This window comes from Apibacter sp. B3919, from assembly GCF_026537405.1.
Taxonomy (GTDB): Bacteria; Bacteroidota; Bacteroidia; order Flavobacteriales; family Weeksellaceae; genus Apibacter.
The window spans coordinates 596,829-611,935 of the sequence record NZ_JAFNMG010000002.1 but is presented as its reverse complement, the minus strand read 5'-3'; the positions used below and the strand labels follow the sequence as shown (position 1 = coordinate 611,935).

Here is a 15,107-nt window from a genome sequence, read left to right as displayed (position 1 = left end):
ATCATTATACCTTTATTAGATTTATTCGTGTGCGAATTCTTCTAAAAATTCATAAATCGGATGCATAATTTTATATAGATTCGTAGTATATTCTATAAAGCTATTAGAAAATAATTTTTCTTGGGCGAAGGGTTTGATTACATAAAATCGTTTTAACTTCAAATATTCAACTGCCGGGCTTTCAATATCAAATCCTGCAGGTACTCTTTTTAAAACATCGGAATCTCTGGATAAATCGCCTATTTCTTTTTTGAATTTTCTTTCAGATAGAATCGATTTAAATTCTTCAAAATTTTCTTCAATACCTTTTCGAACATTCTTTACTTGTTTTGGAGTTAAGTCATAAAATCCGCAACTTAGAAAATTATTATTCGGTTGTATGTGTATATAAAATCCTGATCCTTTTTTTTCATTGAATACCGCTCCAAAATGAGTTTTATATGGAGTTTTGTCTTTTGAAAATCGTATATCTCTATAAATCCTGAATATACATTTTTTAGGGTTTAAATATCTAGTTTGGATATCAAATTGAGAAATTGATTGAAGCAACTCAGTCACTAATTGCTCAAAATCTTTACGTGAATTTTCATACCAATCTTTATTTTCAGCAAACCATTCTCTATTATTATTTTTAGTTAATTCTGATAGAAAATTTATAGATTCTTTATGCAACATGCCATTTTATTTACTATATACAAATATATCAATAAACATTATATTTAATTATAAAAATATGAACATTTAGTTATCTTGTCGTTTATGCATGAAATGTTAAAATAAAAAACGTCCTGAATTAAATTAATTCAGGACGTTTTTTTATATATTATTTTATTATTCCCATTCAATAGTAGCCGGTGGTTTAGAAGAAATATCATAGGCCACGCGATTTATACCTTTAACTTCATTGATAATACGATTAGAAACCAATTCTAAAAATTCGTAAGGGAATTTTGACCAAGTAGCCGTCATAAAGTCTACAGTATTGGCTGAGCGTATCACTGCTGTATATTCATAAGTTCTTTCATCTCCCATAACTCCAACCGATTTCACGGGCAAAAGAACTACAAATGCCTGACTTACTTTATCATATAAATCGTGTTTATTTAATTCCTCTATAAATATATCATCTGCTTCCTGTAAAATTTTTACTTTTTCTTCATCAACTTCACCTATCACACGTATTCCCAAACCGGGTCCGGGAAATGGATGACGGTATACCAATTCTTTTGGAATGCCTAATTCAATACCCACTTTTCTAACTTCATCTTTAAATAATTCTCGCAATGGTTCTAATAATTGGAGATTAAGCTCATCGGGTAGACCGCCTACATTATGATGTGATTTGATTACTGCTGAAGGTCCTTTTATAGATTTGGATTCTATTACATCGGGATATATAGTTCCTTGAGCAAGGAAATCTATATTTTCCATTTTAAAAGCTTCTTCTTCAAAAACTCGTATAAATTCATTGCCTATAATTTTTCTTTTTCTTTCCGGCTCATCTACACCTTTAAGTTTAAAGAAAAACCTTTCTTCTGCATTTACTCTTTTTATATTCATATGAAAATGCTCTCCGTACACTTTCATCACCTTGTCTCCTTCATTTTTACGCAATAAGCCCGTATCTACAAAAATACAGGTAAGCTGATTTCCTATGGCTTTATGTATTAAAACAGCTGCAACAGAAGAATCTACCCCTCCGGAAAGTCCGAGCATTACTTTTTTGCTGCCAACTTTCTCTCTGATCTTTCTGACTTCTGTTTCTATAAAATCAGAAATCTCCCAGTTTTTACTGCATTGACAAATATCAAAAACAAAATTTCTTAATATTTGCTCTCCATAGTCACTGTGGGAAACCTCAGGATGAAATTGAACAGCATATATTTTTTTATTTTCATGAGCAATACATGCTATAGAATTAGTGGATGTTCCAATAAGTTCAAAACCCTCGGGTAATTTAGTTACTTCATCAAAATGACTCATCCATACTGTAGAGTTTTCAGGTAAATTAGTCAGTAACGGAGTATTCTTAACAATTTTAAAATCAGACTTCCCATACTCTCCTTTTATTCCTTCCGATACTTCGCCTCCTAAAATTTTAGCCGTAACCTGCATACCGTAGCAAATTCCCAAAACCGGTATATTTTGCTCGTATAGTTCCTTTTCAACCAGATGAGCATCCTTTGAATTAACAGACGAAGGACCTCCGGAAAGTATAATTCCTTTAGGCCGGTGTGATAATATTTCTTCTAATGGAGTATAGTAGGGTAAAATTTCAGAGTATACACCAAATTCGCGGATTCGACGTCCAATCAATTGATTATATTGGGAACCGAAATCCAAAATGATAATTCCATTTTTCATTAAGTATCGTATAAATATATTTTTAATGCCACCGATGAACTTTATTAAAATAAAAACCTTATGATAGGTATGTGTGTACTTAAAATCAGTTTTTACTAAACTGATTTTAATGTATATATTTTTGAATCATTGGTTTAAATACTTCAAAATGAGTTCCGGCTGAATTTTAAATTAAACAGAGTTTTGTTTTTAAAATTTTGCAAATTTAAAAAATTTATAATAGATCTCTACATTCAGCATTTACGGCTTTATAACATATTTACTCCATATAATAAATATATGTTAAATTATGGTAAAATGCACTTAATTTATAGCACTATTGACTACAATTAATTAAAACCAAATAATTATTTAAAATAACATAAATAATTCAATATTTAGCCATATTAAATATATTTATATAAATATATTTTAATTTATATTATACAATTTAAAATTAGTAAAAGAAAATAAAATTATAGATTTTATAAAATAAAAGTCTTTTTAGCTTGATTAGTATTAACAAAAATTTATAACATCTTGTTTAGTGATTGTATCTCCTCCCAAAATAATTAATCTCTCCACAACATTCCTTAATTCTCGGATATTTCCGGTCCATTCAAAAGTTTTTAATAATTCAATAGCTTCTTTATCAAACTTTTTAACTTTAGAACCCTGTTCTTCTGCAATAATTCCTGAAAAATGTTCAATTAACAGAGGGATGTCTTCAATTCTGTCTTTCAATGCCGGAACTTTTAGTTCAATAACAGACAATCTATGATATAAATCTTCTCTGAATCTTCCTTGTTTAATTTCTTCTTTTAAATTTTTGTTCGTTGCAGCAATTACACGTACATCTACAGAAATTTCATTATCACTACCGACTCTGCTAACTTTTCCCTCTTGTAAAGCTCTTAAAACTTTTGCCTGAGCTGATAAACTCATATCACCTATTTCATCCAAAAACAGGGTTCCTTTGTCAGCTAATTCAAATTTACCTTGCTTATCTTTTACTGCTCCCGTAAAAGATCCTTTCATATGACCGAAAAGCTCGCTTTCAATTAATTCAGAAGGGATAGCAGCGCAATTTACTTCGACGATGGTCATTGCGGCTCGATCACTTTTTTCATGTATGGAATGAGCTACCAATTCTTTACCTGTACCATTGGGACCGGTAATTAATACCTTGGCATCTTTTGCAGCTATTTTATCAATTATTTCTTTAATTTCGTTTAGCTTTTTAGAATTTCCGATCATTTCATACTTCTTGCTTACTTTCTTCTTTAGTATTTTATTCTGAGAAAATAGCTTTTGGTTTTCAGTGATCAAATTTTTCTTATCCAATGCGTTTCTTACTGCACTTAATAACCTGCCTAAATCCGGGGGTTTGGAAATATAATCAAAAGCCCCTTTTTTAATACAATCAACTGCAATTTCAATAGTACCGTGTCCCGAAATCATAATAAAGGGCAATAAAGGTTTTTCTTTCATGACCTGACATAATAATTCCTCACCGTCCATCTTTGGCATTTTGATATCACAAATTACGAGGTCATATTCATTCTTGTCAATTAATTGCTTAGCTTCCAATCCATCTTTAGCTTCATCAATCTCAAATTTTTTATTTTCATCAAGCAGTATGTTTTTTAAAACTCTTCGTATAGTTTCCTCATCTTCAACAATTAAAATTTTTGTCATAAATTAATTTATTTGTACATACAAAGATACTGCTTTTAGGTTAAAAATTGATTGCTATATAGTTACTCATTTAGATTTATCCTAAATAAAGTTAATGAATACTGCCAATTTCACATATCAATAATTGTATTAATTTTGCTATTTGTAAATAATGAAGATGAAAAGACAAGCGGAAGCTAATTTACCCACCGAATGGGGAGAATTCGAAATAATAGCATATTCGGAAAATGAAAACGATTGGATGCCTCATCTGGCAATGATCAGTAAAAATACGGATTTAAGCAAAACCGTAAATATTCGTATACATTCTGAATGCATTACAGGGGACTTATTTCATTCGAAACGATGTGATTGTGGAAAGCAATTAGATGCGGCCATGAAATATATCCATGAAAATGGAGGGGTTCTCCTTTATTTAAGACAGGAAGGTAGAAATATCGGAATTATTAACAAACTTAAAGCATACAATCTTCAAGACAAAGGTCTCAATACTGCTGAAGCTAATATTGAATTAGGATTTCCAGCCGATGCAAGAGATTTTAAAATTGCCGTGGAAATTTTGGAGGACTTGGGTATCCAATCTGTAAATTTATTAACTAATAATCCGGAAAAGATATCGTTTATAAAAGATAGTTCGATTAAATTAATCCATAGAATCCCTCTTGAAATTAATCCGGAAAAAGAAAATTTGGAATATTTAAAAACTAAAAAGGATTTCTTCGGTCATTTTCTAAATAATATTTCTTAAAAAAATATATTTACTCCATTAAAGGAAAATTATTTTCAACGTGAGTATTTATATTATTTTTTATATTTTATACTAAATTTTAGGGAATATGGGTTTTCATTCAAATTAAAATCCAAAGATTTTAATTAAAAATGTAACTAATTAAATTATTTAATTCCATTAGACTCAATAAAAAGTTTAGAGTTCATCTATATCATTTATTAAATCTTTTAATAACAAATATATTTTTTTATAAATTTGATGAAATTATCACTATCTATTAAATAATGTCAACAAATTTAACCTCACAATGGGAAGATAAACTTCTTAATCGTTTTTTAAAATATGTTAGCTTTCATTCTACCAGCGAAGCAGGTATAGAAAAAATACCCAGTACTGAAAGACAATGGAATATAGCCAACTACATTTTCAATGAATTAAAATCCATAGGATTGGAAAATGTTTCCATTGATGAAAACGGTTATGTTATGGGTTTTATTCCTTCAAACAGTTCTCAAGAAATACCAACCGTGGGATTTATATCTCATTATGATACTTCACCTGATTTTTCAGGAGAAAACGTAAAACCTAAAATTTGGAAGAATTATGATGGTAATGATTTACTTTTAAATGAAGTCACCGGTTTTACATTAAAAGTTTCTGAATTTCCTGAGCTTAAAGATCACATGGGAGAAACTTTGATTACTACCGATGGAACCACCTTACTAGGAGCTGACGATAAAGCCGGAATTGCAGAAATAGTAACCGCTGCGGAATATTTATTACAGCATCCCGAAATTAAACATGGAAGAATAGCCATTGGATTTACTCCCGATGAAGAAGTTGGAAAGGGTGCCGATTTGTTCGATGTAAAAAAATTTGGTGCTAAATGGGCGTATACTGTAGATGGCGGTGAAGTTGGCGAGCTGGAATTTGAAAATTTTAATGCCGGAGGAGCTGTCATATCAATTATCGGTAAAAGTGTTCATCCCGGATCTGCTAAAGGAAAAATGATTAACGCGGGCTTACTGGCTGTTGAATTTGCAAGTGCCATGCCTTCAGATGAAACACCGGCAAATACCGATGGCTATGAAGGATTTTATCATTTGACAAAAATTACCGGTAACGTGGAAAAAGCTCAATTGCAATATATCATTCGAGATCATGACTTTAAAAAATATGAATTAAGAAAAGCCTTTATGAAGGATGTTAGCACGAAACTTAATTCCAAATACGGCGAGGGAACTTTTAAGATTGAAATAGAAGATCAATATTTCAATATGAAGGAAAAAATTGAAGATAAAATGTACATCATTGACATTGCAAAAACCTCAATGGAAAAGGTTGGAGTTACCCCTAACATTAAAGCAATCAGAGGTGGCACGGATGGTTCTAAACTTTCCTATATGGGATTGCCTTGTCCGAATATATTTGCCGGAGGTATTAATTTTCACGGACCTTATGAATTTGTACCTTTAGAATCTATGCTTAAAGCAACTCAAGTAATAATAGAGATTTCTCAAAATATAAAGTAAAAATTAAAATTCACTCCGTATGAAAAAAAAATATGCTGTTCTTTTTTACCTTTTTTCTCTACTTTTTATAAATGCTCAAACAGGTAACAAAATTATTGTTAAGCTGAAAGATAGTTCTCATGGAGAATTGAATCGCGCGAATAAAGTATCCGGCATAAATAGATTATTTTCGTCGAGTAAAGCAGAGAAAATTGTACTGAGCGAAAAAGATCATAATACCATTTACACCGTAGAATTTCCGGAACATTCTGATTTAAAAAAAATTATTGAAGAATATTATAAAACCGGAGAAATTGAATACGCCGAACCGGACTATATTTATACTACTCAAGTTCAATCTGCAACTGTTCACCCAAATGATCCGTATTATAAATATCAATGGGGATTACATAATGACGGATCGATTTCAACCGCTATAAATAATTATCCTTCCAAAATAGGAGTGGATATAAATATGGAAAAAGCATGGGAAATTGAAAAAGGGAGCGATTCTATAATTGTGGCAATAATTGATACAGGATTAAATGTAAATCATCCGGAACTTAAAAACCGATTCTGGTATAATATAGGTAAAAATTTTATCGAGAATCAAAACCCAAACGACTTATCTTCCACCAATGACCATGCAACCAATATAGCAGGTATTATCGCAGCAAATGCTAATGATGGTATGGGGTTTGCCGGAATTGATTGGAATTGTAAGCTTATGATTCTAAAAACTTTGGATAACGACGGTTCCGGGTATACAACTGCTATTTCCAATGCAATACATTACGCCGTTGATAATGGCGCAAGAGTAATTAATTTGTCATTGGGAAGTAGAAATTATTCCCAATTAATGAGTACGGCAATTGAAAAAGCCATAAAAAATAATGTGGTCGTAGTAGCAGCTATGGGAAATGAAAATAGCATTCAGGAGAATTATCCCGCAGCCTATCCCGGTGTTATTGCGGTTGGATCTATAAATGCTGAATCTAATCGTTCTAATCCATTTTTTCGCACATTAAATTCCGGAAGTAATTATGGAAATCATATTTCTGTAGTAGCTCCCGGAGATGTTATTTGCAGTATATATGATAATTCAATATTTAATCTAAATAATTGCTTAAGTGGCACTTCACAGGCTACTCCTCATGTTGTGGGATTAGCTTCTCTACTTTTGGCTCAAGATTCACGAAGAACTCCCGCCGATATTAAAGCTATTATTGAAAAAACAGCTGACGATCAAATGGGCAATCCTTTAGAGGATACCCCTGGTTGGGATAAGTATTACGGATATGGAAGAATCAATGCTTATCGTGCTCTTTCTGAAAAAATTATCGATGAAAATAATGATTTAAATAAAAAAAGCGTAAAAATATATCCCAATCCGGCTAAATATAAATTTACTTGTGATTTTCCTTCAAATACTACACAAATTACCATTTTTACTAATTTGGGACAGATTATTCAATCTAAAACGATTAACGGATTGACTAGTGATAGCTTTTATATTTCACAACCGGGAATATATTTTATACATTTTCAATTAGATGACGGTAAAAAAATTTCCAAGAAAATAAGTATTATAAAATAAAATCCTAAGAGATAATGGATTTAAAAACAACTTTCGGAAAATCACTGAAAGTTGTTTTTTTATTCTATCGGCAAGAAAAAACGAGCCGGATTTTTTATAAATAATTTTAATGCAGAATAAAGTATTTTTCCCATTTCTTTAGTCGGCACATTAACGGATTTCATAGCAACCCATAATGATAACGAAAAGCTTACCAGAAAGTTAAATAATCCTATCCCGAAAATTCCTACAAATCCTAAAATAAAGTCTCCGCATGAAATATCAAAGTTAAAAAATGATAAGGCCATTGCATAATTACCTCCTGAAAATGTAATATGGCGAATATCGAAAGGTACGCCTAAAAAGTTACCGATCAGAAATGCGCTGCCCAAACAAAAACCTAAAAAAACATTTCCCGAAATACCTCCTATTTTTTTATTATACCAATTGGCCCAGCTCCTTCTTCTTTTTTCTTTGACAAAACGTTTTAGTAAAGGATGATTATAAAGCCTTTCCGGTATATTGTGATAACGGGTATAATTTTCTGTGATTCCTGATATTAAGCCGGATATAAACAAAAATAGTCCGGCAATGGAAGCAAACCAAAAAATTCTAAAATCAAGGTGAACTACTTCATCTCTAAAATCGGTTGCTTTATGCAAGTTCAATAACTGAATTCCTGTAAAATACGACAAAAAGTAATATAAACCTACGCCAACAATAAAAGCTGCAAAAACATTACCTATAAAAGCGATAAATTGGCTTCTGAATATTCTTGAAAATAACAATCCGAACTCTGTATAATCATTGGCAGATTTTTCATCTTGATTTAAAGCATGAGCCAATGTAGCCGCTGTCATGGCGGGTTGTTTGGTTGCTAAGGCCCAATGAATTAAGTATATAGAAACAAATCCCCAGGAATAATTTAGACTGTACAATAAGGCTTGGATAAAAGGCGTATAAGTACGCATACCTATTTGAGCTTTTATAAAACACAAGATAGCCACCAAAAAACCTCCTCCCATTGCAGAATAAAGCATTTGGATGTATTCTTTTGATGTATTGGTTATGTATTTTTTACCCGCTTGTCTATTGTGCCATGTAACTAAAGAAGCGACTACATAAAGTGTACTTTGAAATGAGTTCGTAACACTACTTTTTGTTGAGTATATACCCAATAATTTTTTAGTAATGTTAGCCATTGCAAGGGATAAAGATTTATTATCCAGTAGATAGAGAGCATTTAAAAGTATAAGTATACGATCCAATTGTTGTCTTAAACAAGTTACTTTAATCGTAATCGGTAAAGATATACCTTTACTTTCTTTTTGATCAATGATATTATCTAAGTAAATTTTACATAATTTGATTTGATCGGATAAAGTATCTATTTTTTCTTGATTTATAATTTCATGATCTTGTAATATCTTTATAAGACTGCTGGTTAATTTTTGAAATGGGTTTTCTTCAATATTTCTTATGTAACTCATTTTAAAAACTTCAGTATCCGCAGCTCCTCCTATAACCCTGTCAATTAATATGAGTGCTCCTTCTCTGATTTGTTTAATTACATATCCCCTATTACAAATAATTACATCATCGTTAAATAAAACTTCATAAAATTTTTCCCATCGGTCCAGCGGAATCAATTTCATGAAATTATGGTTTACATTAGAATAAAGAACTTCATTAGCTAATGAGAGCAGCGTTTGGTCATCAGAAATTTGAGGTAAAATTTTATTACCTATTTGTCTGAAAAATAATGATATCAGTTTATCATTAGTAAATATTCCAAAATCCGTTAAAAATTTCTGCATGTATATATTCCTGAATAAAGGAATAAGACGCCCGATAAATTTTTCTTTTATGGAATCATTAGTATGTAATAAGTTGGTAATATAGTCTATAAAATCAATAGAATTATCAAAATTTTTTCTACCGTATTTTAGTAAACTCAGTAAAAAATTACGCTCTTCTCTATTATTTAAAATCTTAATTAATTTTTCTTCCATCTTTATCTTCCAACTAACTTTAATATCTCATTTTATATATTGTATTTTTATCAGTAAACTTTATGAACAAGTGCATATCGTCATAAATTAATTATAACGATATACAAGTAAAAATAAATATATTGAATTTATAAAGTTAATATATCTTTTCCAATAAAGCGGATATTTCTTTTAAACCTTGAATTTTTGCATGAATGGCCGGAGTATTTCCTCTTAAATCTGCGATCGATGGATCTGCCCCACTTTCTAATAATAATTTAACTATAGAAGGCCGATTAAACGATGCCGCATACATTAATGCAGTAGCTCCGCTATAATTAGTTTCATTAACGTTTGCGCCTGCATTTATTAATTTATCTGCAATGGTATCAAACCCCTTAAAACATACTCCCATTAATGCGGTATTACCCGAAGCATCTTTTTCATCTACCCTAGAATCAAATTCCAATAAATAATCAACGATTTCCTCATGACCATAATAAGTAGCTAAAAGTAAAGGATTATAACCGCGTCTGTCTTTATAGGTTAATAGAGATAAATCTTTTTTCAAAATTTCAGTTACAAGATCTAAATTGTTATCTCTTATTGCTTGAAATAATACTTCTGGATTTCCCATATAAAAAATATTAAAAAAAATCTGCCGAATAGTATTTCGGCAGAGTAAAAGTTTATTAGTGAATATTAATTTTTAGTGTATTTTTAAATTCCAAGTGCTTTTCTAACACCATTTCCGTATTCAGGATCTGCTTGATCAAATAATTTCAATTGTCTCTCAATTATTTCTCTGGATACTCCTTGCATAGCATCTTTGATATTGTTAAAAAGCCTCTGTTTTTCTTCATCCGTAAACAATCTAAATAAATCTCCGGGTTGCTTAAAATCACCATAAGTATCATTTTCTTCGTAACGATTTATATCACCATGTATTTTATAAGGCGGTTCTTGAAACGAGCGATCTTCAACCGGTCCATTTTTAGAATTTGGCTCATAATAGGCATCCGGATTTTCGTTTAAATTTTCAAAAAAACGCATTTGTCCGTCTTTATAATAGGGATTGTTCTCTGATAAAGGATGATTTGCCGGTAAAAACTCATAATGAGTTCCTAATCTATAACGGTGCGCATCAGCATAAGAGAAAATTCTGGCTTGTAAAACTTTGTCCGGTGAAAAGGATATTCCGGGAACTATATTAGATGGTGAAAATGCTGCATTTTCAATGTATTGAAAATAATTGCTCGGATTTTCATTTAATTCCATAACTCCAATTTCAATTAAAGGATAGTCTGAATGAGGCCATACTTTTGTTAAATCAAAAGGATTATAAGGAGTTTTTAAGGCATCTTCTTCCGGCATGATTTGAGCATAAACGGTCCATCTGGGAAAGTCTCCTTTTTCGATTGCCCCGAATAATTGTTCTTGATAATATTCTCTGGTTTTACCGGTAATATCTTGTGCTTCTTGATTGGTTAAGTTTTGTATCTCTTGTTGAGTTTTGAAATGAAGTTTAAACCAAAAACGTTCTCCATTATTATTCCAAAACGAAAAAGTATGTGAACTGAATCCATGCATATGCATCGGGCTTTTAGGTATACCTCGGTCTGACATTAATATGGTAACTTGATGTAAGCTTTCCGGAGTTAATGACCAGAAGTCCCACATGGCTTCACTTGATCTTAAATTTGTTTTAGGGTGTCTTTTTTGTGTGTGTATAAAATCAGGAAATTTATAACCGTCTCTAATAAAGAATACCGGTGTGTTATTTCCAACCATATCCCAATTTCCTTCTTCTGTATAAAATTTCAGTGCGAAACCTCTAACATCCCTATCTAAGTCTGATGCTCCTGATTCACCTGCAACCACAGAAAAACGTGCCAACATTCTGGTCTTTTTCCCGATTTCTGAAAAGATTTTTGCCCGTGTGTAGCGGGTAATGTCATGAGTCACCGTAAAGGTCCCGAAAGCCCCCCAACCTTTAGCGTGAACTACTCGCTCCGGTATACGTTCTCTATTTTGATTGGCTAATTTTTCAATTAGTTGATAATCTTGTATTAGAACCGGACCTCTTAAGCCTGCCGTCAATGATTTTTGATTATTAGCTATCGGATTTCCAGCAGTAGTAGTCAACTTCTCGTTGCTCATTTGAATTGCTCTTTAAGTGTTAATAAAGTTTTTTTTGAGTGTTTAATAAACCTTTACATCAAATCAATTGATTGATTTTAATATAGTATAAATATTCCTCATATTATAATATTTATATGCAATATAGCTATTACTATGCCAAATTACAAATTATTATCCAATATTATTTTCACTTTTAAATTTTAACATTGTGTATATAAAAAAATATTAACAGTATAATTAACATATTAAAACACATATAACAAATATTATATTGATTATAATAATAAAACATGATATTATAGTAATTAGTAAAAATTATATGATTTTTGTTAGTAATATAAAATTTTAACGTTTAAATTAATCAATTTTTCAATTTCCTTTAAAAATTAAAAAAATAATTTTTACAATCTTACCCATTTTTATATTAGGATATTTCATTTTTAATATTTTATAAAGGCATAAGAATAGGTAATTTGAATTATTTAGATATTAAATTTTAAAATTAGGTAAGTCAACATTCATAGATATTTTATTGAAATCCGCAACTTTAAATAGAGTGAAAATAATTCAAAACGATTAAACAAAAAAAAACGGTTTTATCAACCGTTTTCTTTAACTACATATTATTATTAATTTTTCTTTCTTTATGGTGTGATTTTTTTTGCAAAAAGATTAAATATATTTTTGAAAATAGTTATTTATTCTAAAACCTTGAGTTTAGCAAATTTTAACAATAATTTTTTATCTCCCTCATTTTCAAAATTTATAAGTGCTTTGGCATTTTCGGGATCTCCTTCAATTGATACTACAGTACCTTTTCCGAAACGGTCATGCAAGACATGATCTCCTATCTTTAAATTGGCTACCGAACCACCTACCGGATTTGCTAATTTTGCATTAGATATGGGCTTTAAATTTTGTGGTGATTTAATCGGATCTTTCGACTTCTGATAAACAGGATTGGGTCCTTTAGGATATCTAGGTACGAAATCATCGGCAAAGATATCCGAGTTCAACCCCGAATTATTTCTTATCGAATTCGTAAAACTGATATTTAAAACTTCCAAATGCTTTTCACTGATTTCTTCCAAAAATCTACTCGGCTCTCCATCCACTATTTTACCCCATCTGAAACGTGTGGTAGCGTACGTGAAATAGGCTTTTTCTTCAGCTCTGGTTAATGCTACATAAAATAATCTTCTTTCTTCTTCTAATTCCTGACGGGTGTTTAATGACATTTGAGAAGGAAATAAATTTTCTTCTAAACCAACTATAAAAACCACCGGAAATTCCAACCCTTTGGCTAGATGGATCGTCATTAATGAAACTTTATCATCATCTTCTTCACCTGAATCTAAATCTGAAGCTAAAGCTATATTTTCCAGGAAAAAATTTAAACTAGGATCTCCTTCATCCAGCTGTCTTTGTTCATCTACAAATCCTTGTAAACTGTTTAATAATTCTTGTATATTTTCTACTCTTGAAATTCCTTCAGGTGTGTCGTCTTCTTTTAATGTTTTTAGAATTCCTGAGGTAACGGCAACTTTCATGGCAACTTCATATACGTCTTCCGTCTTCAGTAAAACCTGAAAACTTTTAATCATAGTCCAAAAGTTGACTAATTTATCAATGGTTGGTTTGTTTAAACCTAAAGAATTTCCTAAAAACTCAATCTGTTCCAGAATTTCATCCAAAGACTTTTGCTGCTGATCTGCTCCTACAATTAGCTTATTGACAGTTGTATCTCCTATACCTCTGGCAGGATAATTTATAATTCTTAATAGGGCCTCCTGATCTTTTGGATTCACTAATATTCTTAAATAGGCTAAGAGATCCTTAATTTCTTTTCTTTGATAGAAGGAAAGCCCTCCAAATACTTTATAAGATATATTTTTCTTTCGTAAGGCTTCTTCTATAGCTCTTGATTGGGCATTGGTGCGATAAAGTACGGCAAAATTTTTATTTTTTTTCTGTTGAGACATTTTTAATGAAAATATCTCTGATGCTACATAATTTGCTTCATCTGCATCCGAAAGAGCTCTATAAACAGGAATTTTATCTCCTGAAGGGTTTTGCGTCCATACATTTTTTTCAAGTTGATCCCTATTTTTAGCAATCACCTCATTCGCTGCTTCCACAATAATTTGTGTGGATCGATAATTTTGTTCCAGAGGAATTATTTTGGCATCCGGATAATCTTTTTTGAAATTTAGGATATTTCTAATATTTGCTCCCCTAAATGCATATATAGATTGCGCATCATCTCCAACTACACATATATTTTCAAATCTGGATGCGAGTGCTTTTACAATTAAATATTGAGAATGATTCGTATCTTGATACTCATCCACCATAATATAGCGAAAACGGTCTTGGTATTTGGCTAAGGATTCCGGAAAACGGGTAAGCAATTCATTGGTTCGAAGCAAAAGGTCATCAAAATCCATCGCTCCCGATTTGAAACAACGATCTACATAGGCTTGATATATGTGACCAATTTTTGGTCGCATAGCGGCAGTATCTGCTTCAATTAATTCAGGGTTATTAAAATATGCCCGAACCGTGATTAAATTATTTTTGTAACTTGATATGCGTCCTAAAACCTGTTTGGGTTTATATATATCAGTATCAAGCTGTAGTTCATTTATTATTTTTTTTATAACATTAAGACAATCCTGTTGATCATAAATAGTAAAATTAGAAGGAAACCCTAATTTATTTGCTTCTGCACGTAAAATTCTCGCAAAAACGGAATGAAATGTTCCCATCCATAAATTTTTAGCTTCAGTTCCTCCAATCAATGCAGCTATTCTTTCTTTCATTTCTCGTGCTGCTTTATTCGTAAATGTAAGCGCAAGAATATTAAAGGAATCTACTCCTTTATCTATTAAATGGGCAATCCTGTAAGTTAAAACCCTGGTCTTTCCTGAACCTGCACCTGCTATAATCATTAAGGGGCCTTCTGTTGTACTAACTGCCTGTTTTTGAACTTCGTTTAAATCTGCAAATAAATCTTTCATACGAAGTCAAAGTTAGGAATTATTCATTAAATTTCTATATAGTGATTTTGATGGTAAATCAAATTTCAAAGTTTTTCAATTTATAGTGTTAACAAT

General features: G+C 31.1%; 10 protein-coding genes. 3 read left to right on the top strand and 7 right to left on the bottom strand.

Annotated elements, in window-relative coordinates; translation table 11 throughout:
* Window positions 1-21 precede the first annotated feature (21 nt).
* From J3U20_RS05985 to J3U20_RS05975, 3 genes are all read right to left on the bottom strand, one after another.
* Window positions 22-675 carry a DUF2461 domain-containing protein gene (locus J3U20_RS05985; protein ID WP_160542036.1) on the bottom strand — a complete coding sequence of 218 codons (654 nt, stop codon included), beginning with the start codon at window positions 673-675 and terminating at the stop codon, window positions 22-24.
* 156 nt (window positions 676-831) lie between these two features.
* Complete coding sequence (guaA, locus tag J3U20_RS05980; RefSeq protein WP_160542035.1) at window positions 832-2,364, bottom strand: glutamine-hydrolyzing GMP synthase; 1,533 nt, start codon at window positions 2,362-2,364, stop codon at window positions 832-834.
* Window positions 2,365-2,862: 498 nt separating this feature from the next.
* Window positions 2,863-4,041: a sigma-54-dependent transcriptional regulator gene (locus tag J3U20_RS05975; RefSeq protein WP_160542034.1), complete on the bottom strand. Its 1,179-nt coding sequence runs from the start codon at window positions 4,039-4,041 to the stop codon at window positions 2,863-2,865.
* Window positions 4,042-4,198: 157 nt separating this feature from the next.
* On the opposite strand from J3U20_RS05975, the gene ribA reads away from it, so the two are divergent.
* From ribA to J3U20_RS05960, 3 genes are all read left to right on the top strand, one after another.
* Window positions 4,199-4,789, top strand: a complete 591-nt coding sequence (gene ribA / locus J3U20_RS05970) for a GTP cyclohydrolase II (RefSeq protein ID WP_160542033.1) — start codon at window positions 4,199-4,201, stop codon at window positions 4,787-4,789.
* A 266-nt stretch (window positions 4,790-5,055) separates the two neighbouring features.
* Window positions 5,056-6,303 carry a peptidase T gene (gene pepT, locus J3U20_RS05965; protein ID WP_160542032.1) on the top strand — a complete coding sequence of 416 codons (1,248 nt, stop codon included), beginning with the start codon at window positions 5,056-5,058 and terminating at the stop codon, window positions 6,301-6,303.
* Between the two features lie 19 nt (window positions 6,304-6,322).
* Window positions 6,323-7,879 carry a S8 family serine peptidase gene (locus tag J3U20_RS05960; RefSeq protein ID WP_160542031.1) on the top strand — a complete coding sequence of 519 codons (1,557 nt, stop codon included), beginning with the start codon at window positions 6,323-6,325 and terminating at the stop codon, window positions 7,877-7,879.
* Between the two features lie 59 nt (window positions 7,880-7,938).
* On the opposite strand, the gene J3U20_RS05955 is transcribed toward J3U20_RS05960, so the two are convergent.
* From J3U20_RS05955 to J3U20_RS05940, 4 genes are all read right to left on the bottom strand, one after another.
* Window positions 7,939-9,870, bottom strand: a complete 1,932-nt coding sequence (locus J3U20_RS05955; RefSeq protein ID WP_160542030.1) for a site-specific recombinase — start codon at window positions 9,868-9,870, stop codon at window positions 7,939-7,941.
* A 136-nt stretch (window positions 9,871-10,006) separates the two neighbouring features.
* A complete protein-coding gene (locus J3U20_RS05950; RefSeq protein WP_160542029.1) occupies window positions 10,007-10,486 on the bottom strand; it encodes an ankyrin repeat domain-containing protein in 480 nt (159 codons plus the stop codon).
* A gap of 83 nt (window positions 10,487-10,569) precedes the next feature.
* Window positions 10,570-12,009: a catalase gene (locus J3U20_RS05945; RefSeq protein WP_160542028.1), complete on the bottom strand. Its 1,440-nt coding sequence runs from the start codon at window positions 12,007-12,009 to the stop codon at window positions 10,570-10,572.
* 680 nt (window positions 12,010-12,689) lie between these two features.
* Window positions 12,690-15,011: an ATP-dependent helicase gene (locus J3U20_RS05940; protein ID WP_160542027.1), complete on the bottom strand. Its 2,322-nt coding sequence runs from the start codon at window positions 15,009-15,011 to the stop codon at window positions 12,690-12,692.
* Window positions 15,012-15,107 lie beyond the last annotated feature (96 nt).